Annotated in this window: 17 protein-coding genes; 11 read left to right on the top strand and 6 right to left on the bottom strand. The window is 64.4% G+C overall.

Features of this window, described 5'->3' with window-relative positions; genetic code table 11:
• Positions 1 to 1,803, bottom strand: coding sequence for a DUF1800 domain-containing protein (locus P9875_RS18090; protein ID WP_278316165.1), 1,803 nt, complete (start codon positions 1,801 to 1,803; stop codon positions 1 to 3).
• Positions 1,804 to 2,215: 412 nt separating this feature from the next.
• Between P9875_RS18090 and P9875_RS18085 the strand changes: the two genes are divergently transcribed.
• The 8 genes from P9875_RS18085 (at position 2,216) to P9875_RS18050 (ending at position 10,439) form a co-directional block, all read left to right on the top strand.
• Positions 2,216 to 2,782 carry a hypothetical protein gene (locus P9875_RS18085; protein ID WP_278316164.1) on the top strand — a complete coding sequence of 189 codons (567 nt, stop codon included), beginning with the start codon at positions 2,216 to 2,218 and terminating at the stop codon, positions 2,780 to 2,782.
• A gap of 63 nt (positions 2,783 to 2,845) precedes the next feature.
• Positions 2,846 to 3,571, top strand: a complete 726-nt coding sequence (locus P9875_RS18080) for a hypothetical protein (RefSeq protein WP_278316163.1) — start codon at positions 2,846 to 2,848, stop codon at positions 3,569 to 3,571.
• A gap of 4 nt (positions 3,572 to 3,575) precedes the next feature.
• Positions 3,576 to 4,931 carry a hypothetical protein gene (locus P9875_RS18075; RefSeq protein WP_278316162.1) on the top strand — a complete coding sequence of 452 codons (1,356 nt, stop codon included), beginning with the start codon at positions 3,576 to 3,578 and terminating at the stop codon, positions 4,929 to 4,931.
• A 10-nt stretch (positions 4,932 to 4,941) separates the two neighbouring features.
• Positions 4,942 to 7,116, top strand: coding sequence for a hypothetical protein (locus P9875_RS18070; RefSeq protein WP_278316161.1), 2,175 nt, complete (start codon positions 4,942 to 4,944; stop codon positions 7,114 to 7,116).
• Positions 7,117 to 7,135: 19 nt separating this feature from the next.
• Positions 7,136 to 8,164 carry an aminotransferase class I/II-fold pyridoxal phosphate-dependent enzyme gene (locus P9875_RS18065; RefSeq protein WP_278316160.1) on the top strand — a complete coding sequence of 343 codons (1,029 nt, stop codon included), beginning with the start codon at positions 7,136 to 7,138 and terminating at the stop codon, positions 8,162 to 8,164.
• Positions 8,148 to 9,017: a GIY-YIG nuclease family protein gene (locus tag P9875_RS18060; protein WP_278316159.1), complete on the top strand. Its 870-nt coding sequence runs from the start codon at positions 8,148 to 8,150 to the stop codon at positions 9,015 to 9,017. Before P9875_RS18065 ends, P9875_RS18060 begins: the two co-directional genes overlap by 17 nt.
• 33 nt (positions 9,018 to 9,050) lie before the next feature.
• Complete coding sequence (locus P9875_RS18055; protein WP_051958660.1) at positions 9,051 to 9,701, top strand: hypothetical protein; 651 nt, start codon at positions 9,051 to 9,053, stop codon at positions 9,699 to 9,701.
• A gap of 9 nt (positions 9,702 to 9,710) precedes the next feature.
• Positions 9,711 to 10,439: an amidohydrolase family protein gene (locus tag P9875_RS18050; RefSeq protein WP_278316158.1), complete on the top strand. Its 729-nt coding sequence runs from the start codon at positions 9,711 to 9,713 to the stop codon at positions 10,437 to 10,439.
• Here P9875_RS18050 and P9875_RS18045 read toward each other — a convergent pair.
• The 5 genes from P9875_RS18045 to P9875_RS18025 form a co-directional block, all read right to left on the bottom strand.
• Entirely contained in the window at positions 10,396 to 11,568 is a 1,173-nt protein-coding gene (locus P9875_RS18045) for an acyltransferase family protein (RefSeq protein WP_278316157.1), read from the bottom strand. The two genes, P9875_RS18050 and P9875_RS18045, sit on opposite strands and share 44 nt — an antisense overlap.
• Positions 11,569 to 11,601: 33 nt before the next feature.
• Positions 11,602 to 12,975, bottom strand: a complete 1,374-nt coding sequence (locus P9875_RS18040) for a sigma-54-dependent transcriptional regulator (RefSeq protein WP_278316156.1) — start codon at positions 12,973 to 12,975, stop codon at positions 11,602 to 11,604.
• Between the two features lie 157 nt (positions 12,976 to 13,132).
• Positions 13,133 to 15,397 carry an arginine/lysine/ornithine decarboxylase gene (locus tag P9875_RS18035; RefSeq protein WP_225241590.1) on the bottom strand — a complete coding sequence of 755 codons (2,265 nt, stop codon included), beginning with the start codon at positions 15,395 to 15,397 and terminating at the stop codon, positions 13,133 to 13,135.
• 239 nt (positions 15,398 to 15,636) lie between these two features.
• A complete protein-coding gene (locus P9875_RS18030) occupies positions 15,637 to 16,122 on the bottom strand; it encodes a dihydrofolate reductase (protein WP_099403174.1) in 486 nt (161 codons plus the stop codon).
• Positions 16,119 to 16,904, bottom strand: a complete 786-nt coding sequence (locus tag P9875_RS18025; protein WP_278316155.1) for an alpha/beta fold hydrolase — start codon at positions 16,902 to 16,904, stop codon at positions 16,119 to 16,121. The genes P9875_RS18030 and P9875_RS18025 overlap by 4 nt, the downstream gene beginning before the upstream one ends.
• 227 nt (positions 16,905 to 17,131) lie before the next feature.
• Between P9875_RS18025 and P9875_RS18020 the strand changes: the two genes are divergently transcribed.
• From P9875_RS18020 to P9875_RS18010, 3 genes are all read left to right on the top strand, one after another.
• Positions 17,132 to 17,707 carry a TerD family protein gene (locus P9875_RS18020; protein ID WP_034784423.1) on the top strand — a complete coding sequence of 192 codons (576 nt, stop codon included), beginning with the start codon at positions 17,132 to 17,134 and terminating at the stop codon, positions 17,705 to 17,707.
• A gap of 211 nt (positions 17,708 to 17,918) precedes the next feature.
• Positions 17,919 to 19,178 (top strand): TerD family protein, encoded by a 1,260-nt coding sequence (locus tag P9875_RS18015; RefSeq protein ID WP_278316154.1) that lies wholly within the window; start codon positions 17,919 to 17,921, stop codon positions 19,176 to 19,178.
• 9 nt (positions 19,179 to 19,187) lie between these two features.
• Positions 19,188 to 20,537 carry a VWA domain-containing protein gene (locus P9875_RS18010; RefSeq protein WP_278316153.1) on the top strand — a complete coding sequence of 450 codons (1,350 nt, stop codon included), beginning with the start codon at positions 19,188 to 19,190 and terminating at the stop codon, positions 20,535 to 20,537.
• Positions 20,538 to 20,652: the final 115 nt, after the last annotated feature.

Below are 20,652 nucleotides of genomic sequence, written 5' to 3'. Positions count from 1 at the left end.
TTATTTTTGAACCAGGTATTCAGGCGAGGCCATGGCCAGGAAAATGGCCAGGTACACGCGGTTGGATTTCGCCTTCGTCACTTGCGCGGCATTGCTGCCGTTGGCGGCGGGAATCGCGATGCTCGTGACGGCCGACAGGATCCTGGTGCGCAGCCGGGATGACATATTGCCGGACATTAATAGCAAGTTGACCCGGTCCAGCAAGGCGGCCGGCTGCTCGGCCAGCGCCAGTTCGGCCGAGTAGTCGCCCTTAACGGCGCTGTTTTCCGCCACGCCGCCGCTGATGGCGTCCTGCATGAAGTTCAGGTAGCCGGTGACAGACGGCTCCGACGTGATCTGCATTTCCGGCGCCACCAGGCCCGCCGTCGCCAGCGCCGAATTGGGCGGCACGTAGGACGGACGGAAATAATTGAAGACGGAGGGCGCGTTCATGGGATTCTGGCCCAGTCCCGACAGCGGATCGCTGAGGTAATAGATGCGGTACTGCAAGGCGGCATCCTTGGCGTGGAATGCGCGCATCCAGTTGCCCAGACGCACCAGCGGTTCGCGCAGCTTGCCCGTGCGCAGGCTGCTGCCGGCTGGCGCCAGCGCGTCGGGATCGAGCAGCACGGCGCGGATCACGGCCTGCATGTCGCCGCGCACGCCAGAACCATTGTTGGCGAAGGCGGCCGCGACCCTGCCCACATAGGCCGGGCTGGGGTTGCTGGTCACTAAGCGCTGGATCAGCTGGCGGCCAAAGAAGGGACCCGCATTCGGATGGTTGAACAGGGTGTCGAGGGCCAGGGCCATGTCCGCTTCGCCGCCGGCGGCGCCCGCCGCGCTGACGCCCAGAAAGCGTTTTTCGCTGGTCGAGTGGTACGCCGCATAGTTCTGCATCGGCTTCCAGTCGCGGTCCGGATCGGCCACGCTGCCAAAGAAGCGGTTCGCGCCCTGGTCCGGCCCGGCCCAGCTCCAGCCCGTAAACACTTTCGCCAGGCCGCTCACATCGTCGCGCGTGTAGGTGTCGATGGGTTTGCCGCCGGACATTTTCAATGAACCATCGGCATTCAGCTGGTACAGGCCGATGGTAAATAACTGCATCACTTCGCGGGCGAAATTTTCGTCGGGCGTGCGCGTGGCCGATTCCTTCTGGTTGCGCAGGTGCGACAGGTACAGCCCCATCATCGGATGCGTGGCCACGCCCTGCAGCAGGGTGCGAAAGTTGCCGAACGCATGTTGCCCCAGCATATCGTAATAGCTGGCGACGCCCCGCGTTTGCGGCCACACGGCCTCGTTTTGCGTTGAGATGACAAATATTTCCGACAGGGCAAAGGTCACGCGCTGGCGCAACTGATCGTCGCCGCGCACGGCTTGCTGCCAGAACGATTCATAAAAGTCGTTCGGCACGGCCTGGGTGGCCGCCGCGCCCGCGACGGGATACTTGGCGTCGATATATTTACGGTGCAAGGTTTGCGGCTTGGAAAACTGCGCGCGGAACCAGGCGTCGCTGTCGCTGGCGGCCAGGGCATCGATGGCCGCCATGTCCGGCCCGAACGTGGCGCGGCCCAGGAAGCGCGACGCTGCCGGGCGCGTGAACGTGGCCGTCTGGCCGGCCGGTGGCGTGGTCAGGGGCGGCGGCGGAATGGTCTCGCCGGGCTTGGTGCCGGGGGCTGCCGGATCGCCGGGGGCGGTGGTCCCCGGTGGCACGGCCGAGATGTCCGGGTTCTGGGTGGCGCCGGTCTTGCTGTCGCCGCCACCGCCGCAGGCGGCTAGCAGGCTGAGTAGGGTGATGGCCAATAAACGGCGCAAAGTAGGGTCTATCATTTAGTTTCTTTCAGGCAATCAAATTCTGGCCCGTTAATTGTAGGGCTTGCCTACTAAAATCCTGTTTCCAATTAACTATTTACGTGTTGGCCACGTTTATTTTTGCGACCATTTGGCGTGGCAATGAAGGTGTGTTTGAAGATGTAGCGCGAAGTTTGTTTTTTGAAAATGAAAAATATTTTTTGTCTGGAACAAGCACTGTGGCGGATAGGCGACGTAACCATTCCTGCCAATTAAGCTTGTTCAAAAGCTCATCTTGACAACGAAACCCGCTTCGCCGGAAACCATGGTTTTTACGCTATCGGCGAAACGCCGTTCGCCGTCCTGTCTCTTTTTTCCCCTGCGCCTGACTGGCATGGCCCTTGCAACAGGGAGGCATGGCTTACTCGCCCATCTTTCACCGGAGCCTGTCATGACCAGCCGCCTGCTCGCCTATCGTCCCGAAATGGAATTGCCTGAAGCGCCGGGCGTGCTGCCTTTGCAGCAGGAAGATGAACTGGCACTGGCGGCGCAATTGCTGGAATTGCAGGCGCCGGCCCAGTTTGATGCTTTCCTGGCGCGCCAGCTGGACGCCACGGCGGCGGGACAGCAAGTGCGCGGCACGCCGCTGGAAGGCCCGCTGCGCCAGTTGCTGGGCAAGGTGGTGGCGCCCTTGCTGCCCCTGCATGGCGGTTCGCCGCAGGCGCTCAAGCGGCGCGCTGCCCGCATCTTCGGCATGGAACTGGAAGGACTCAGCCCGGAAGACAAGGAATTCGAACTGGCGCGCCAGGTCGTGCATCTGATCGATGCCGTCAACACGGCGCTGGCGCAGGACGGCGGCATGGGCACGCGCGCGCCCGGGGCACGGGTGGAAACGGCCTTGCTGCAAGTGGCACGCAGCGAGGCGCCAGGCTTGCTCAGGCAGGCGGCGCAAACGCCGGGGCGGGACGCTGGCCGCTGGCGCCGCGAGGGCGGGCACATCGTCGTGCTCGATTGTTAGCCGGACGGCCAGTCTGTCCGGCAAGGTAGTCCCAACCGAGGTAATCACTTTGAGGAGCTGATCATGCATGACTTGGATCGTACGACCCTGGAATACGGGCAGGAGATGTCCGGCTTTGAAGCGGAACAGTTCGAGTTTGGCCAGGGCGAGTGGAGTGGCGAGGGCGGCGCGAACGCCATGTTTTCCGAGACCGAGGAGATGGAACTGGCGAATGAACTGCTGTCGGTCAGCAATGAAGCCGAACTGGAGCAGTTTCTCGGCAATTTCCTGCGCAAGGCCGCGTCGGTGGCGGGCGGCATCATCAAGTCGCCCGTGGGACAAGCCATCGGCGGCGTGCTCAAGGGTGTGGCGAAGAAGGCCATTCCCCTGGCCGGCGGCGCCATCGGCGGCTATTTCGGCGGCCCGCTGGGCGCCAAGATCGGCAGCGGCCTGGCCTCGGCCGCCGGCGGCGCGCTGGGGCTGGAAGCGGAAGCGTCGTCAAACGAGGACCGCGAATTCGAAGGCGCCAAGCAGTTCGTGCGCCTGGCCGCCGATACCGTCAACCGCGCCGCGCAGGCGCGCGGTGCGGGCGACCCGCGCGCCATCGCCCAGGCGGCCGCCAGCGCGGCGGCGCGCCAGTTCGCGCCCGGCCTGCTGGGGCGCCCCGGCAGCCAGGTCGCCACGCAGAACGGCAGCGGCGCTGGCGCGGGCGGCATGGCGCAGGGCGGCGGACGCGGCCAGGGCGGCATGCGCCAGTCCAGCGGACGCTGGGCGCGCCAGGGCCACAAAATCGTCCTGTACGGCGTCTGACATCATGGCCATCGGCGCTTACGCAGCCTGGATGCTGGCGCAGGAGGCACGCTCGCTGCTGACCCGGCTGGCGCGGCTGGAACCGTTCGCGCTGATCGAACCGACGGTGCTGGCGGCCGCCCTGATGCCCAGCGCCCAGTCGGCCATCGAAAGCCAGCTGGTGCAGGGCCGGCGCGAACTGCGGCGCATGGTGGCCCAGTTCCAGTGGTGGTTGCGGCGCGAGCACGCCGACGGCGCCAGCATGGCCACGGCCGCCGAGGCGCAGCGCCGCTTTACCTTCCTGCGCCTGAAGTTCAATGCCGCGCTGACCCAGTTCGACCTGTTCAACGAAGTCATCACGCAGCGCAGCGAGCACAAGACGGGCGTGTGGCTGGCTGGCCTGGACATCGTTGCCGCGGATGCGCTGGCGCTGCCCGGCAATGTGTACCAGGCGCCGCCCGTGATCTGCTACCTGGACCGGGGACCGGGCGCGGCTATCCGCCGCGCACGCACGCGCCTGCCGGGCGGCGGCGACAATCCCGTCGCCATCATCCGCCTGCCGCGCGAACGCATGATCGGCAGCAGCATCGCCTCGTCGCTGGTGCACGAGGTGGGCCACCAGGGCGCGGCGCTGCTGGACCTGGTGGCGTCCTTGCGGCCCGTGCTGCAAGCGATGCAGCACGGCGGCAGCGGTGCCGTGCACGTGTGGCAGCTGTGGGAACGGTGGATATCCGAAATCGTGGCCGATTTCTGGTCGCTGGCGCGGGTGGGCGTGGCCGCCACCCTGGGACTGATCGGCGTGGTCAGTCTGCCGCGCGTGTTTGTCTTCCGCCTCAATATCGACGATCCCCACCCGGTGCCATGGCTGCGGGTGGGCCTGAGCTGCGCCATGGGACGGGCCCTGTATCCGCACCCGCAGTGGGACCGCCTGGAACAGCTGTGGCTATCGTACTACCCGTTGACGGGTCTGCCGCCAGCCCGGCAGCGGCTGCTGGAACAGTTGCAGGCCAGCATGGCGGCCCTCGTGGGCTTGCTGGTGCAGCACCGGCCGCCAGCATTGCGCGGCGGCTCGCTGGTCGAGGCCATGGCCGTGCACACACGCCAGCCGGCCATGCTGGCGCAGCTGTTTCGCAGCTGGACCCTGGCGCCGGCGCAGATGTACCAGGCGACGCCGACCCTGGTGTTCGCCGTGCTGGGCCAGGCGCGCGCCAGCGGCACCTTGAGCCCGGAAGACGAAAGCGAGCTGCTGGGACGTTTGCTGAGCCACTGGGCCCTGCGCAGCACGCTGGACACGTCGGAGCTGTGCGCCGATGTCGTGCGGCATGGCCGCCCGTCCGGCAGGCCGCTGCCGCCCCTGGCGTCGCGTTTGATTATCCATTGAGGAGAATGACATGAGCAGCAAGATAAGCAGCAATATGGGTGGCAAGATGAGCAGCAAGAGCGGGGCGGCGGGCCAGGCCGGTCCGAAACACCACGGCGGCAGCATCGCTGTCACCGTACACGAACAGGACAGCGGGGTGAGGGTCGTCAATGCCGCCATCAGCCTGTACCGGGGCATGGATGCGGATTGCCATCTGTTCAATGCCGCCACCTGGGTAGCCGATCCCGCCATGCTGGTGGGCGTGCGCTGGACCGACGGCACCGGCCGCACCGTGTTTTCCGACCTGGCGACGGGCAGCTACGTGGGGGTGTATGGCAATTTTCCCGCCACGGCGCCCCAGTGCGTGACGGTGCAGGCCGGTTGCAGCGCCGTGCTGTGCTTCACGCCCCAGCTCAATCCCCAGGTGGGCCTGGTGTTCGAGACCGCCGATTGCCAGCCCAGCGACTGCCATTTCGGCAGGGTGGGCGACCGCGCCGTGGCCACCGTTTCCTTTGACGGCGATCAAAGCGCCGATGGGCGTGACCAGGTGCAGGTGCTGGCCGCCGCGCCATGGGTGCCCATGCGCGGCGCGGCGAATACCTTTTCCACCCCCGTGCGGCGCGCCGGCATGCACCGTTTCATGGGGCAGATGATGCTGTCGCAGCGGCCCGAACTGCGCAGCGCCTTGCCCGTGCCGGAAGGGCTGAGCCCGAACGCCATGCTGGCCGTGGATGCGGAATACGAGACGGAAGAGCGCCAGCCGCAGCCCATCTCGGGCAATGTGGGCGTGTCGCTGACGCGCACGGAAACGGAACCGACGGAAGACTTGCCGCTGTGGACCTTGATACGCAACAGCACCGAGGCGATGTCGTTTACCAACTACCTGCATTTCATGGACAGCCTGTTTTGCGGCGACCTGGCCAATGTGCGCGGTTTCGAGCAGGAACGCTTCGTCAAAAAGGCCGAGGTGTTCCAGCAGCTCAAGCAACGCCGCGCGCTGCCGTTTTCCGATGCCGATTCCTACCGCGTGCTGAAAGTGGCGACGGAAGCGTTCGTGATGGTCAATTGCGGCGTGCTGAACCAGCCGCTGGCCTTCAATCCGGCCGAGGACAACGCCTACCTGGACCGGCGCGACATTCCCCAGGGACGCGACCTGGAAACCGTGCTGCGCAACGATTACCTGGAAAACATCGACGGCTTCCAGACCTTGCCCTACCTGGCCGTGATCCGCCGCAAGCTGCCCGACATTCCCATCAGCATCCCGCGCGGCCAGGAAGGCGAAGTCGATCTGTGCTTTGGCATCATCCAGGAAAAGCTGGCCAATCCTTGCCTGCTGGAACTGATCTGGTCGTACTGGCATGAAGAGGGCATGCTGGTGCAAACCATGAACGCCATCGCGCAGCGCTTCCAGAATCTGCGCGCGCCGGGCAACCATCTCGATCCCCTGTCGAACACGGAAATCGACATGTTGCGTCCGCTGAATAATTTACTCTGGGGATACACGCAGGATGAACAGCATCGGCTGACCGTGATGCGCCGGAACTATGAATATGACCATCACTACGGTGTGCGCCTGGACGGCAAGGCAGTGCAGCACTTCCGGCCAGCCGATAGCCGCTCCAAATTCCTGGAGGCCTTCCACCACTTGCTGCGCCAGCTGACCTCGTTCTACAAGCAGGATGACGACACCACCGTGAAGGCGGACGCCTTCCCCGTGCTGAATGCCTTGAAAGAAATCCACCTGATCCTGTCGCAAGGCGCGCACAACCAGTTCGGCGACTTGCCGTCGACGGCGCGTATCGAGATGCTGATGCAGCAATGGATGCTGGCGCGGCCCGAGTTCCGCGAATTTTTACCGACGCGCGTGATGGTGGCGTATCCGGAACCGTGGATGGACAGGGTTGACGCCATGAAGAAACTGCAGGGCTGGACGGATACGAGCGTGATGCACTTCCGTAACCTGGCCATCTTTGGCGAGCAATTGCTGCTCTCCGTGCGCTATGGCAACTGGAGCGACATTTATGAACCGACGCAGGCCTTCAACTGGGCGCGCTTCTGGCGCCCGCAGGTGCAGGGCTATATCCACGGCTACCGCGCCGCCACCGGGGTCGACCTGTCCGTCGACAGCAGCGACCCGGTGGTCGAAGCTACGATGCCCTCGGTGCTGCTGCGCCAGCGCCTGAGCCAGCAGCTGCGCAGCGTCTAGGGCGGGAGGGGACGCGTGCATGCTCGACTTTAGCAGTGCCCTGTACCTGGGCATGCGCCATCCGGCGGCTGCGCTGGCGCCGTGGAGCAGCTTGAGCCTGGGCCAGCCGGCCGCGCTACAGGAGCCGCCCGGCGCGCGGGCTCTGGCCATGGACCTGGCTGCGCTGCAAGGCTGCGAAGCGGCCTGGATGCTGCCGTCGACCCTGCATTTGTTCTGGGACCTGTTCGGCATGCTGGCTGCCGAGCGGCTGGTGATCCTCGTCGATGGCGGCAGCTACGCCATCGCGCGCTGGGGCGCCGAGCGGGCGCAGGCGCTGGGCTTGCCGCTGCGATTGTTTCCCAGCGGCGAGATGGCGGCCTTGCGGCAACTGGTGGAAACCTGGGGCCGGCAAGGGCGGCGCCCCCTGATCCTGGCCGATGGCTATGTGCCGGGCAGCGAACATCTCTTGCCGTTGGCCGGTTACGCGGCCCTGGCGCAGCAGGGCGGCGGTTATCTGTTGCTGGACGACACGCAGGTGCTGGGCGTGATGGGTACACAGGGCGGCGGCTCGGCGCGGCTGCATGGCTTGCATGGAGAATCGCTGATCGTCGGCGCCTCGCTGGCCAAGGGATTCGGCGTGCCGCTGGCCGTGCTGGCCGGCAGCCGCAAGCTGTTCCGGCGCTTCGTGGCGCACAGCCAGACGCGTGTGCATGCCAGTCCGCCGTCGGCCGCCGTGCTGGCGGCGGCGCGGCGCGCGCTGGCCCTCAATGCGCGCCATGGCGACGTTCTGCGCGCCAGGCTGGCGGACAGGGTGGCGCAATGGAAGACGGGAATGGCGGCGGCCGGCATCGTTTGCCGCGGTGGCAGCTTTCCCGTGCAGCGCCTGCCCGGCCGCGCCCATTTGCAGCCCGCCTTGCGCGCAGCAGGCGTGCTGGCGCTGGCGCAAGCGGGGAACGGTCCCGGCGCGCTGACTTTTCTGCTGCGGGCGGACCAGACGCCACGGCAACTGGAGCAGGCGATGAACTTGCTTGAACATCACATCAGGAGGCGATATGAACGAAGCGTTTGAAATGCTGCCCTTTGCGGGACAATCGGGAGCGGCCGGCGAGCAGGAATGGTCGCAAGAATGGTCGCAGGAGTGGACGCAAGAGGCAGAGGGCGAGTGGGAAGGTGAATGGGAGAGTGAGTGGGAGAGTGAATGGGAAGGCGAGCGTGCGCGCCCGGGCGGCGGACGCGGCGCCATGCCCATGCGCGGTGGCGGCTTGCGCGCGAGGCCGCCGCTGCGGGGCCCGCGCCGTCCCGCGCCGCCACGCTACCAGGGCCAGGGCCGCCGGCCGCCACGCTATCCGCCGCCGCCCTTGCCGTATCCGCCGCGCTACCGGGGCTGGGGTGGCTATGGTGCCTTTTTTCCCACCATTTATCCCACGCCGTATCCCGTGTCCGGCGGCCAGCAGGAGCCGGCGCAGGATCAAGACCAAGACCAGGATCCAGACCAGGACCAGGACGGCGGCCAGATGCAGGGCGAAGTGCCGCCCATCCTGGCGTCCACCCTGGGCCGTGTGCCGGGCGCGGCCGCCTTGCGCTACCAGGCTGTGGGCGCGATTCCGCAGGCCGTCAGCGATGTGACGGCAACGGGGCCGGGCCTGTATGTGATCGAGTTCGACACCAAAGATGGCCGGCGCGCCTACAGCGGCCAGACCGATGATTTGCGGCGGCGCCTGAAACAGCACCACCTGTGCGGCAAGATGATGGGCATGGACATGAGCGCGCACGATGTCTACGTGGCGCCGCTATCCTCGGCCGCGCAGCGGCGCAGCATGGAAAAGGATATCCACAGCGACATGTTTACCCACCGGCGCGGCGTGCTGACCAACCAGCGGCGCGAACTGGAAATGGCCGTGCTCGGTGAAATGTGGGGTTGACACCAGCACTTGATGACTGCGAAGGAGACCGTCATGCACCAACTCGAATGCGCATGCGCGCAATGCCGGCAGCGGGCCGGCGCTGCGTTTGAAGTGCTGGAGTTCGGCCGGGACTGGCCCGGCAAGGGCCGCGCACCGGCTGTCTTGAGCGAAGAGGAAGAATTGCAGCTGGCTATGGAGTTGCTGGAAGTGGCCAGCGAAGAGGAACTGGAACAGTTTCTCGGCAATGTCTTCAAAAGCGTGTGGAAGGGCGTCAAGAAGGTGGGCGCGACCATTGCCAAGGTGGCCAAGCCTTTGGGCGGCGCCTTGAAGGCCGTGGCCAAGACGGCCTTGCCCTTTGTCGGCGGCGCCCTCGGCTCGATGATACCGATACCGGGCGTGGGCACGGCGCTCGGGTCGGCCCTGGGGCGCGCGGCCAGCAATGCGCTGGAACTCGAAATGGAGAGCGCAGCACCGGCCGACCGCGAACTGGAACTGGCGCGCCGCTTCGTGCGTATCGCGGGGCAGGCGGCGCGCCTGGCGGCCGACGGCGACGGCAGCGCGCGCGCCGTGGAAAGCGCGCTGACGCGGGCCCTGCACCAGCAATTGCCGCACTTCCGCTCGCCTGCGCCGCAGCAGGAAGATGAAAGCGGACGCTGGCGCCGACGCGGCAACCGCATCGTCGTCATGGGCGACTGGCAATAGCGTGGCACGATGATCATCGATTGCCACTGCCATGCGGGACAGGGCGACGGCTTGAGCGGGCCGTGGGACAGCGATGCGCCGCTGCAGGCCTACCTGCGCCGCGCCCAGACGGCCGGCATCGCCCGCAGCGTGCTGTTCGCCGCCTTCCACTCCGACTACGCCATCGCCAACCATGGCGTGGCGCGCCTGGTCGCGTCCGATCCGCAGCGTTTTTACGGCTTTGCCTTCGTGCATGCGCGGCGCGACCGGGGCCGCATCATGGACCTGGTGCGCACGGCCGTCGAGCGCTACGGCTTTGTCGGCATCAAGGCGCACCGGCTTGATGCGCGCATCAGCGGCGAAGTGTGCGAGACGGCGCGCTTCTTCGGCTTGCCCGTGCTGTACGACCCGGCCGGTGAGGTGGCCGTGGCGGAATTGCTGGCGCAGCAGTATCCCGACGTTAACTTCATCCTGCCGCACCTGGGCAGCTTTGGCGACGACTGGGCTGCACAGCTGGCGCTGATCGACCATCTGGTGCGCCACCGTAACATCCATACGGACAGCCCGGGCGTGCGCCGCTTCGACTTGCTGCAACAGGCCGTGCGCCGCGCGGGGCCGCACAAGGTATTGTTCGGTTCGGACGGCCCCTGGCTGCATCCGGGGCTGGAATTGCACAAGATTGAACTGCTGGGCTTGCCGCCAGCCGATGCCGCGCTCATCCTGGGGGAGAATTTCCTGCGGCTGGCAAGGCAGGGCTAGACACCGCAGCAGGCGCAGTCGCCATCGCAGGCACGGACGCCTGCGATGGCGACAATGACAACGGCCGCTCGACGAGCAGGAATAGTGTCATTGCCGGTGGCAGGCTGAAGGCCAGCATCAGCGGCATCAGCAGCAAAAAGAAGGCCAGGCCATGCGCTTGCGGCGGATGGAGCAGCGCCAGCGCCAGGAAGGCGCCTTTCAGCGCCAGGCCGTGGATCAGATAGTAGGAGTAGCTGATATTGCCGAGCCAGCGCAAGGGCGTCCAGCAAAACAGGCGCGCCAGCCAGTTGGCGCGCGCCTGGAAGCAGCACAGGCAAAGCAGGAAAAAGGCACACGCCAGCAATGCCAGTTTCAACAGCAGTGCCAGCGGCAGCAACAAACAACCCAGCGCGCACGGCACGGCGCAGGCGGCCAGTGCGGGTGGCGGCGCGCGCCAGGCGGGTGCTGCCAGCGCTTCATGGACAAGGATGCCGGCGATAAACAGCAGCAAACGGGCGGGTCCGCCGAAGATGGCGAAGAGGCCGCCTGCCAGCAAGGTCAGCACGGCGAAGAAGCCGCCGCGCCAGCTGCGGCTGCGCCGGCGCAAATCGAAGACCAGGATGAGCAGGGGGATCAGCAGGTAATACAGCATTTCGTAGCTGAGCGACCAGGCCACGCTGATGAACGGTGGCGCCGCCGTGAAGCCGCTGAGCAACAGGAAATTGCTGGTCAGGTAAGCGACTGCCTGCGGCCATGCCGCCGGTATCCTGCTTTCCGACGGCAGGGCCCACGACAGCAGCAGGTACAGGACGAAGACACAGCTGTAGACGGGATAGATGCGGCGCGCGCGGCGGCGCAGGTAGGGCAGCAGCGCTTGTTGGCGGGACATCAGCGAGCCATAGATCAGATAGCCGCTGAGCACAAAAAACAGGTCGACCCCCGCATTACCCATGCTGTGCAGGGCCGTCGCCAGCGGCGTGACGGCGCCGCCATCGCCGCGCCACGGCGCTTCCAGGCTGACATAGTGGACGAGAAACACCAGCAGCACGGCCAGGCCGCGCAAGCCTTCCATGGCGCGCAGTTGCGGCGCCGCGCCGGGGCGCGACAGGTCGAAACAGATGGACAGGCGATGGCAGGCTGGGCTGGACATGGGCCGACTATAGCCGTCTGGCTGTTGCCGGTCTTATGGCGGCACAACATCAGGCGGTGCCAGCTGCGCTGCGCAGCTGGCCGCCTTGCGGCGTATCTGCAGCGCGCGGTCGCTCACGCCCAGGCGGGCGGCGGCGCGCTGGTTGTTGCCGCCTTCCTCGGCCAGCACGAGGCGGATGGCCACGTCGGTGGCGCAGCGCGTGATGTGCGACAGCTTGCAGCCCTGCGCCAGGGCCCGCCGCACGGCCGCCTCGAAGTGCTGGTCGGGCCAGGGCGGCGCCAGCAGCCGTTCTTCGGGCGGCAGGGCGCCGATGGTGATGGGGCCGGGGCCGCAATGGCGGTGCCAGATGCGCGTGACGGTCTGGCGCAGTTCGCGCACATTGCCCGGATAGTCGCGCAGCAGCAGGTATTCCCTCACGGCGGCGTCCAGCGCGGGCGGCGGCCGTTGCGCCAGTTCGGCGAGGAAATGCCGGGCCAGCGGCAGGATGTCGTCCTGGCGCTCGCGCAGGGGTGGCGTCTGGCAGCGCCAGCCGGCGATGCGGTAATACAGGTCGGCACGGAAGGCGCCGCGCGCCACCTCGTCTTCCAGTTCGCGGTTGGTGGCGCAGACGAGCCGAAATTGCGTCGGTTGCCAGGTATTGCCGCCCACGCGCTTGTATTTGCGCTCCTGGATGGCGCGCAGCAGCTGCGCCTGCAGGGGCAGTTGCAGTTCGCCCACTTCGTCGAGGAACAGCACGCCGCCGTCGGCCAGGGCAAACGCGCCGTCGCGCGCCGCCGCCGCGCCCGTAAAGGCGCCCCGTTCGTGGCCGAACAGTTCGCTGCCGGCCAGTTCCGGTGACAGGGTGGTGCAGTCGAGAATGATGAAGTCGCCCCTGCAGTTGCCGAGACGGTGAACCAGTTGCGCCAGTAAATCCTTGCCCGTGCCCGTCTCGCCCGTGATCAGCATCGGTGCCTGGCTGAAGGCGGCCATTTCCACCACCTGGTGCAGCAAGGCGGTCCAGGCCGCGCTGTCGCCCACCAGCTGCTGGCGCACGGCGCCGGACGCCAGCAACTGCGCCACGGCTTGCCAGCGCTGCAGGCGCGCCAGCACCTGGCCCGTATCGATGACGCCGCCAGGCCACAGCAGCACATCGAGGGCGCCCGCGGCCATCAGGGCGCGCTGCTGCGCGCAGCTCGGGGGATGGCCGCAGGCGGCAATGGCCAGCACGCGCGCATGGCCGCACAGCACCGGCAGCGCTTGCAGCAGCGCGCTATCGGCCTCGGCAAACAGCACGATGCCCGCAGCGTCCTCGCCGCCATCGTGCCGCCGGGCTACAGTTACCTGAGCCTGCTTCAAGGCCGTCATCAGCAAGGCGCCGCTGCCAGCCGCCGCCTGCTGCATAATTTCCAGCCAGACCTTGAGCGCCATATGCCAGCCATCACGAGGGCACGAGTGGCCCATCTTAGAAGCCCGACACCCCAGCCGTTTGATCTGGCGCAAGCGTGCGCGGTAGCCCGCAATGAAAAACGCCGCCTGATTTGCATCAGGCGGCGCTATTAATGAAGTTCAACGAACGTCGATGTTTTTAGACGTTCTCGTCCAATTTCACGCAATCAACAAAATATCCGCGTTTGCCATCGACTTCGCGTTTCACCAGACCGTGCACATCCGTCTCGAAGCCGGGGAAACGCTCGTTGAAGTCGCGCGCGAAGCGCAGGTAGTCGACGATGGTCTTGTTGAAGCGTTCGCCCGGGATCAAGAGCGGGATGCCCGGTGGATACGGCGTCAGCAGGATGGACGTGATGCGGCCTTCCAGTTCGTCGATGGCCACGCGCTCGATTTCGCGGTGCGCCATCTTGGCGAAGGCGTCCGATGGCTTCATGGCCGGGATCATGTCGGACAGATACATTTCCGTCGTCAGACGTGCCACATCGTAGGCCTTGTAGAAATCGTGGATCTGCTGGCACAGGTCGCGCAAGCCCATTTTTTCATAGCGTGGGTTGGCCGCTGCAAATTCCGGCAGGATGCGCCACATCGGCTGGTTCTTGTCGTAGTCGTCCTTGAACTGCTGCAAGGCAGTCAGCAGGGTATTCCAGCGGCCCTTGGTGATGCCGATGGTAAACATGATGAAGAACGAGTACAGGCCGCATTTTTCAATGATGACGCCGTGCTCGGCCAGGTATTTGGTGACGATGGACGCGGGAATGCCCGTCTCGCCGAACTGGCCGTCCAGCGACAGGCCCGGGTTGACGATGGTCGCCTTGATCGGGTCGAGCATGTTGAATCCGGGCGCCAGATCGCCGAAGCCGTGCCAGTCATCCTCGGCGCGTATCATCCAGTCTTCCTGCTGGCCCATGCCTTCGTCGTTGAAGGTGGCCGGACCCCACACCTGGAACCACCAGTCCTGACCCCATTCCTGGTCGATCTTCTTCATGGCACGGCGGAAATCGAGCGCCTCCATGATCGATTCTTCCACCAGGGCCGTGCCGCCCGGCGCTTCCATCATGGCCGCGGCCACGTCGCACGAGGCGATGATGGAGTACTGCGGCGACGTCGACGTGTGCATCAGGTAAGCCTCGTTGAAGGCGTCCTGGTCCAGCTTGACCGTGTCCGATTCGCGCACGAGGATTTGCGAGGCCTGCGACAGGCCGGCCAGCAATTTGTGCGTGGACTGGGTCGAGAAAATCATCGATTCCTTGGCGCGCGGACGGTCCTTGCCGATGGCGTGCATATTCTTGTAGAAATCGTGGAAGGTGGCATGCGGCAGCCACGCTTCATCGAAGTGCAGGGTGTCGATCTTGCCATCCAACATCTCGCGCAGGGTTTCCACGTTGTAGATCACGCCATCGTAGGTCGATTGCGTGATGGTCAGGATGCGCGGCTTCTTGTTCTTCGCTTCGCGCGCGAACGGATTTGCCTCGATCTTGCGGGCAATGCTTTCCGGCGTGAATTCATGCAGCGGAATGGGGCCGATGATGCCCAGGTGATTGCGCGTCGGCATCAGGAACACGGGAATGGCGCCGCACATGATGATCGAATGCAAGATCGACTTGTGGCAATTGCGGTCGACGACGACGATGTCGCCTGGCGCCACGGTCGAGTGCCACACCATCTTGTTCGAGGTCGAGGTGCCGTTGGTAACGAAATAGCAATGATCGGCATTGAAAATGCGCGCCGCATTGCGCTCGGACGCGGCGACCGGACCCGTATGGTCGAGCAGCTGGCCCAGTTCCTCGACGGCGTTGCAGACGTCGGCGCGCAGCATGTTTTCCCCGAAGAACTGGTGGAACATCTGGCCGATCGGCGACTTCAGGAAGGCCACGCCGCCCGAGTGGCCAGGGCAATGCCACGAGTAGGAACCGTCGTTGGCGTAGTGCACCAGCGCGCGGAAAAATGGCGGCGACAGGCCGTCCAGATACGATTTCGCTTCGCGGATGATGTGGCGCGCGACGAATTCCGGCGTATCTTCGAACATGTGGATGAAGCCATGCAGTTCGCGCAGGATATCGTTCGGAATATGGCGCGAGGTGCGCGTTTCGCCGTACAGATAAATAGGGATGTCGGCGTTCTTGTAGCGGATTTCCTCGACAAAGGCGCGCAGCGACTTCAAGGCGTGGTCGGTTTCCTCGATGGAACCGCCGCCGAATTCTTCATCGTCGATCGACAGCACGAAGGCTGACGCGCGCGATTGTTGCTGGGCAAATTGCGACAAATCGCCGTAGCTGGTCACGCCCAGCACTTCCATGCCTTCTTTTTCCATTGCGGCGGCAAGGGCGCGAATGCCCAGGCCGGACGTATTTTCAGAACGGAAATCCTCGTCAATGATGACGATAGGGAAACGAAATTTCATGCATGTCTCCAAAAAAGCAAGCCGCCCCTGACTTATGTGGAGGGGCGGACTAGGGCGCGACAGCCAGGCGGTAACGCAACCGGGCAGCCGCAGAAAAAAAATAAGAACGGGATTCTCGCAGAAATGCGGCCTCTGCGGGAAAAAAATATCACCCTGCAGCGTCACAAGCTTGCGCTAGCGTGACGCATGGGTGTGACAGGGGTATTACAGCAACATTCTGCTAATCACTTTCAACCTTATCAGGCTTTGCGTTCCAGCGTGACAAAGGCGTAAGGCAGGCCGGATTTCTCCGACACGTGCGCCTCGTACGAGGTTTCTTGCCACACGGCATGGTCCACGGCAGGGAAAAAGGCGTCGCAGTCAAAGGTCTGGCCGATTTCCGTGATGATCAAACGCTGTGTCAGGGGCAATGCCTGCTTGTAGATCTCCGCGCCGCCGATGACATAGCCTTGGTCGCCGTCCAGCAGGGCGATGGCCGCTTCCACCGACGACACCGCTTCCACGCCCTCGTGGCGCCAGTCCGGATTGCGCGTAATGACGATGTTGCGGCGGTTCGGCAGTGGGCGGCCGATGGAATCGAAGGTCTTGCGGCCCATGAGGATGGGGTGGCCCGTCGTCAGACGCTTGAAATGCGCGAGGTCTTCCGGCAATTTCCACGGCAGGGTGTTGTCGATGCCGATGCCGCCTTGCTGGTCGGTGGCGACGATGATGGTCAAATGGCTCATTGGTTCTGTGAAAAAGGTGGGGGCGTAGCCCGATGCCCGTCATTATCGTTGAAATTGCCGGCGGCCTCCAGATGCGCACGCATGGCGTCGGCCAGTTGCCCCGGTGCTTCCAAGGGAATCATGTGGCCGGTATCGTCTTTCAGGATGTGCAATGTGGCTTGCGGCAGGCGCTCCGCCATGGCGCGCAGATCGTCGGGACGGACGAGCTTGTCGTCTTCGGCGCCCACGATCAGCACGGGGAAATCGAGTTCCGGCAAGCGCGCCATCAAGTCGGGGCGGGCTATGGTGGTGATGAATTGCGCCAGCAGCACGTCCTTGCCCAGGTCCAGCCCCATCTGCTGGATCAGGCCCGTGATGGCGGCATCGTCCAGGTGTGACGGGTGCAGCAGTTCGCGCAGGCGCTGGCGCGTGATGCCCGTATAGGCATTGCGCTCGAGCATGGCGACGATACGCTGGCGCGCGTTGACTTCCGCCGGCAGCAAACCTTGGGCCGAATTGGCGATCAAAGTAAGGGATTTCACGCGCCGCGGGTGCGCCAGCGCGTGTTCGAGCGCCAGGTAGGCGCCCAGCGAAAAGCCCACCAGATGGGCGTGTTGGGCGCTGTGGTTGGCGATCATCTGCTGCATCTGGGGGCGCGTGCGCGCCTGGTGCAGGGGCACGTGCCGCAGATCGAAGGCGTCGCCCAGGGCAGGCGCCAGGCGCGACCACAGGCGCGCGTCGCACAGGGTGCCAGGAATGCAGTCGAGCCGTGTCTTGGTATTGTTCAACTTGGTATTGTTCAAGGACAAGCCTGGGTTCAAGGAGGGTGAAATTTTTTGTCGAGTGGCATTATCCGCCATTTTTCACCTCGAGGCAGCGGCTCGGTATTTTCCTCATGGCATTATTTTCAATAGTGCGCGGCTGGCAAGCCGTCACTTTATGGTAGGCTCATGGCTCATCAAGCCGGAGTGCCGGCGACGTGACCTGAAACACCGAATGCAACCCATTAATTAAATAAAGAGGAAACACCATGGCGATCAGTTTGCAAAAAGGCGGCAATGTCAACCTGAGCAAGGAAGCTCCTGGCTTGAAGAAAATCGTGATTGGCCTGGGCTGGGACCCGCGCGCCACCGATGGCGCCGCATTCGACCTGGACGGCAGCGCCTTCCTGCTGAAAACGGATGGCAAGGCCCGTTCCGATGCCGATTTCATTTTTTATAACAACCTGAAGTCGGCTGACGGCTCTATCGTGCACGCGGGCGACAACACCACAGGCGGCGGCGATGGCGACGACGAGAAAGTTGCCGTCGACCTGGCCAACGTGCCGGCCGATATCGACAAGATCGCCGTGGCCGTCACCATCCACGACGCGGAAAACCGCAAGCAGAACTTCGGCATGGTCGGCAAGGCCTATATCCGCTGCCTGAACGGCGACAACGGCGCGGAAATCGCCCGTTACGACCTGTCGGAAGACGGCTCGACGGAAGCGGCCATGATCTTCGGTGAAATCTACCGTGCCGGCAGCGAATGGAAATTCAAGGCCATCGGCCAGGGTTTCAAAGGCGGCCTGGGCCCTCTGGCCCGCTCTTTTGGTATCAACGCATAAAAACACCTGTCAAAACCTACTGCGCGTCGCGATTTGCGGCCTCCGATGCTCACTGTGCTAAAGCACAGCTCCGCGTCTCGGCCACAACTCGTTGCCGCTCGCTACGGTTTTGTCAGGCGTTTCAACGCATATGTACATTCGTACTGTCTTCGGACGACGCGCCTTGCCCTGAGCCGTTGTCCGAAGCTCTCACATCTGAATAAATAGTCCCATGGAAAACCTGATCAAGGGGCAGCGCCTGGCGCTGTCCGGCCTCGTCACGGGCAATGTCGTGCAACTGGGCCTCGCCAGCGCCGGCGTGGCGCTCGATTTTGCCTGTTTCGGCCTCGATGCCGCCGGCAAGCTGTCCGACGACCGCTACATGACTTTCTTTAACCAGCCGCGCACGCCGTGTGGCGGCGTGGAAACCGCGGCGCCGTCCGGCGACGCGGCCGGCTTCAGCTACCAGCTGGACCGTTTGCCGGCGTCCATCGAGCGCCTGGTCGTCACGGCCGCCATCGATGGCGACGCCACCATGGCGCAGCTGGGCAGCGGCCATCTGCGCCTGCTCGACGGCGGGCGCGAGCTGGCCCGCTACACATATGCGGGCGCTGATTTTGCGCAAGAAAAAGCCGTCATGCTGGGCGAGTTCTACCGCAAGGATGGGAGCTGGCGCTTCATGGCCGTGGGCCAGGGTTTCAATGGCGGCCTCGATGCCCTGGTCGCCCATTTTGGCGGTGTAGTGGCGCAGGCGGTTGCTGAACCTGAACCGGCGCCGCCGCCCAAGATTTCCCTGTCGAAAATTTCGCTGACCAAGGCGGGCCAGACGCACAAGGTGTCGCTGGAAAAGGGCGCGGGTGCGCCGGGCAAGCTCACCGTCAAGGCCAGCTGGGTCGATAACGGCGATGGCGACGACGATAACGACGACCTTGATTTGCGGGTCGGCATCCTCTTGCCGAACGGCCAGATGCGCTTCATCCAGGCGCCCGATACGCCCGGCAATTTTGGCGCCATGCCCTTCGTGCGCCACCTGGGCGACGTGGCGGGCGCATCCGGCAAGGAGCCGGCTACGGAAACGGTGGAAGTCAATCCCGCGCTGGCGCAGCATTACGGCGGCACGGTGGGCCTCGTCTTCAGCGTGTATTCGGCGGTGGCCAACGGCGCCGTCTCGGTCGCGTCCATGCGGCCGAAGATGGTCATGCAATATGGCGAGCAGATCGTCGAGTGCGCGTTCGATTTTCGCTTGTCCAAGGCGGCCGACGACGATACCGTCTACACCTATGTGATCGGCATGGCGCGCATCACGCCCGACAGCATCATTCTGGAACCGTCGGGCAAGACGTCGGAGCCGGGCAGCGAAGCGACGCCATGGCTGAGCTGGCAGGGCGAGAACCTGCAACTGGCCTTCAACGGTCCCGTCGTTTTCAAGGGCGAGGACAAGGAAGATGAAGATGATTGCAATGCGGACAATCCACGCCGCTATATCGCCTAGGAGGCACTGATGGAAACCTTGTCCAAGGGACAGCGCTTGCCGCTGGCCAATCTCGTTCCCGATGGCGTATTGCAGGTCGGCGTGGCCGCGCAGGGCCTGGCGCTCGACGTGGCCTGCTTCGGCCTCGATGCCAGCGGCAAACTGTCCGACGAGCGCTACATGACCTTTTTCAACCAGCCGCGCACGCCGTGCGGCGGCGTGGAAGCGCGCGCGGGCAGCGCTGGCGACATGACCGAGTTTGCCTTGCAACTGGCGCGCTTGCCGGCCAGCATAGACCGCCTCGTCGTGACGGCGTCCATCGATGGCGGCGGCGTGATGTCGCAGCTGCAAGCTGGCCATGTGCGGCTGCAGGCGGGAGGACGCGAGCTGGCACGCTTTGCGTTTGCCGGCTCGGATTTCGCACAGGAAAAAGCCGTCATGCTGCTTGAACTCTACCGCAAGGATGGCGGCTGGCGCTGCATGGCCGTGGGACAAGGTTTCAATGGGGGACTCGATGCGCTGGTGCGCCACTTCGGCGGCGAAGTCGACCAGGCCTCTCCTGCCACCTCTGCCGCTCCCGCCGCGTCAGCGGCGTCGGCCGTCATGCAGGCGAAGATCAACCTGGAAAAACGGGTCGAACGGGAAGCGCCGCAACTGGTCAGCCTGGTCAAGCAGGCCGGCGTGTCGCTGCAAAAAGTGGGACTGTCGGACCACCGCGCCAAGGTGTGTCTGTGCCTCGACATTTCCGGCTCGATGGGGCGGCTGTATAAAGAGGGGCTGGTGCAGCGCTTTGCCGAACGCATCCTGGCCCTGGGCTGCAAGTTCGACGACGATGGCGAGATCGACGTTTTCCTCTTCGGCAAAAACGTCCACCATCCGGCGCCGATGGCATTGAGCAATTGCAATACCTACGTGGGCCAGGCGATACAGCGCCATCCGCTGGAAGGCGACACGCGCTACGGCGCCGCCATGCAGGCGATACGCGCGTTTTACTTCCCCGACGCTGCCGGCGGCGAGCGCACGCGCGCCGTCGCGGCCGAGTTGCCCGTGTACGTCATGTTCGTCACGGATGGCGGCACCAGCGATCAGGCGACGACGGAGAAACAATTGCGCTGGGCCAGCAATGAGCCCATCTTCTGGCAATTCATGGGCATCGGCAAGGGACGCAAGTCGAAAAGCAAGTTTCTTTCCGCCTTTGCCGATTCCGATTTCCCTTTCCTGGAAAAGCTCGACGAATTGCAGGGCCGCCTGGTCGACAATGCCAATTACTTTTCCGTCAGCTCGCCCGATGAGCACAGCGATGCGGAACTGTATGATTTGTTGATGACGGAGTATCCGGGCTGGCTGAAATTGGCGCGCGGCAATGGCTTGCTCAGGTAGCGTAACGGTAGCGCAAAGTTCATCGGATGAGGCTGTATGACCACAAGTGCGAGAGATTTGTAAATTGAAGTAAATAACAATGGTTCGCATTTGCTTTGCTCCTTGCAATCGTGGC

The organism is Janthinobacterium rivuli, from assembly GCF_029690045.1.
Taxonomy (GTDB): Bacteria; Pseudomonadota; Gammaproteobacteria; order Burkholderiales; family Burkholderiaceae_D; genus Janthinobacterium; species Janthinobacterium rivuli.
This window is presented reverse-complemented; position numbering and strand designations above follow the sequence as displayed.

Coding starts and splice junctions, on each gene's coding strand:
- P9875_RS18020 (WP_034784423.1), top strand. CDS start 17,132: ATGGCGATCAGTTTGCAAAAAGGCGGCAATGTCAACCTGAGCAAGGAA.
- P9875_RS18055 (WP_051958660.1), top strand. CDS start 9,051: ATGCACCAACTCGAATGCGCATGCGCGCAATGCCGGCAGCGGGCCGGC.
- P9875_RS18050 (WP_278316158.1), top strand. CDS start 9,711: ATGATCATCGATTGCCACTGCCATGCGGGACAGGGCGACGGCTTGAGC.
- P9875_RS18035 (WP_225241590.1), bottom strand. CDS start 15,397: ATGAAATTTCGTTTCCCTATCGTCATCATTGACGAGGATTTCCGTTCT.
- P9875_RS18030 (WP_099403174.1), bottom strand. CDS start 16,122: ATGAGCCATTTGACCATCATCGTCGCCACCGACCAGCAAGGCGGCATC.
- P9875_RS18085 (WP_278316164.1), top strand. CDS start 2,216: ATGACCAGCCGCCTGCTCGCCTATCGTCCCGAAATGGAATTGCCTGAA.
- P9875_RS18080 (WP_278316163.1), top strand. CDS start 2,846: ATGCATGACTTGGATCGTACGACCCTGGAATACGGGCAGGAGATGTCC.
- P9875_RS18010 (WP_278316153.1), top strand. CDS start 19,188: ATGGAAACCTTGTCCAAGGGACAGCGCTTGCCGCTGGCCAATCTCGTT.
- P9875_RS18060 (WP_278316159.1), top strand. CDS start 8,148: ATGAACGAAGCGTTTGAAATGCTGCCCTTTGCGGGACAATCGGGAGCG.
- P9875_RS18065 (WP_278316160.1), top strand. CDS start 7,136: ATGCTCGACTTTAGCAGTGCCCTGTACCTGGGCATGCGCCATCCGGCG.
- P9875_RS18015 (WP_278316154.1), top strand. CDS start 17,919: ATGGAAAACCTGATCAAGGGGCAGCGCCTGGCGCTGTCCGGCCTCGTC.
- P9875_RS18045 (WP_278316157.1), bottom strand. CDS start 11,568: ATGTCCAGCCCAGCCTGCCATCGCCTGTCCATCTGTTTCGACCTGTCG.
- P9875_RS18090 (WP_278316165.1), bottom strand. CDS start 1,803: ATGATAGACCCTACTTTGCGCCGTTTATTGGCCATCACCCTACTCAGC.
- P9875_RS18075 (WP_278316162.1), top strand. CDS start 3,576: ATGGCCATCGGCGCTTACGCAGCCTGGATGCTGGCGCAGGAGGCACGC.
- P9875_RS18040 (WP_278316156.1), bottom strand. CDS start 12,975: ATGGCGCTCAAGGTCTGGCTGGAAATTATGCAGCAGGCGGCGGCTGGC.
- P9875_RS18070 (WP_278316161.1), top strand. CDS start 4,942: ATGAGCAGCAAGATAAGCAGCAATATGGGTGGCAAGATGAGCAGCAAG.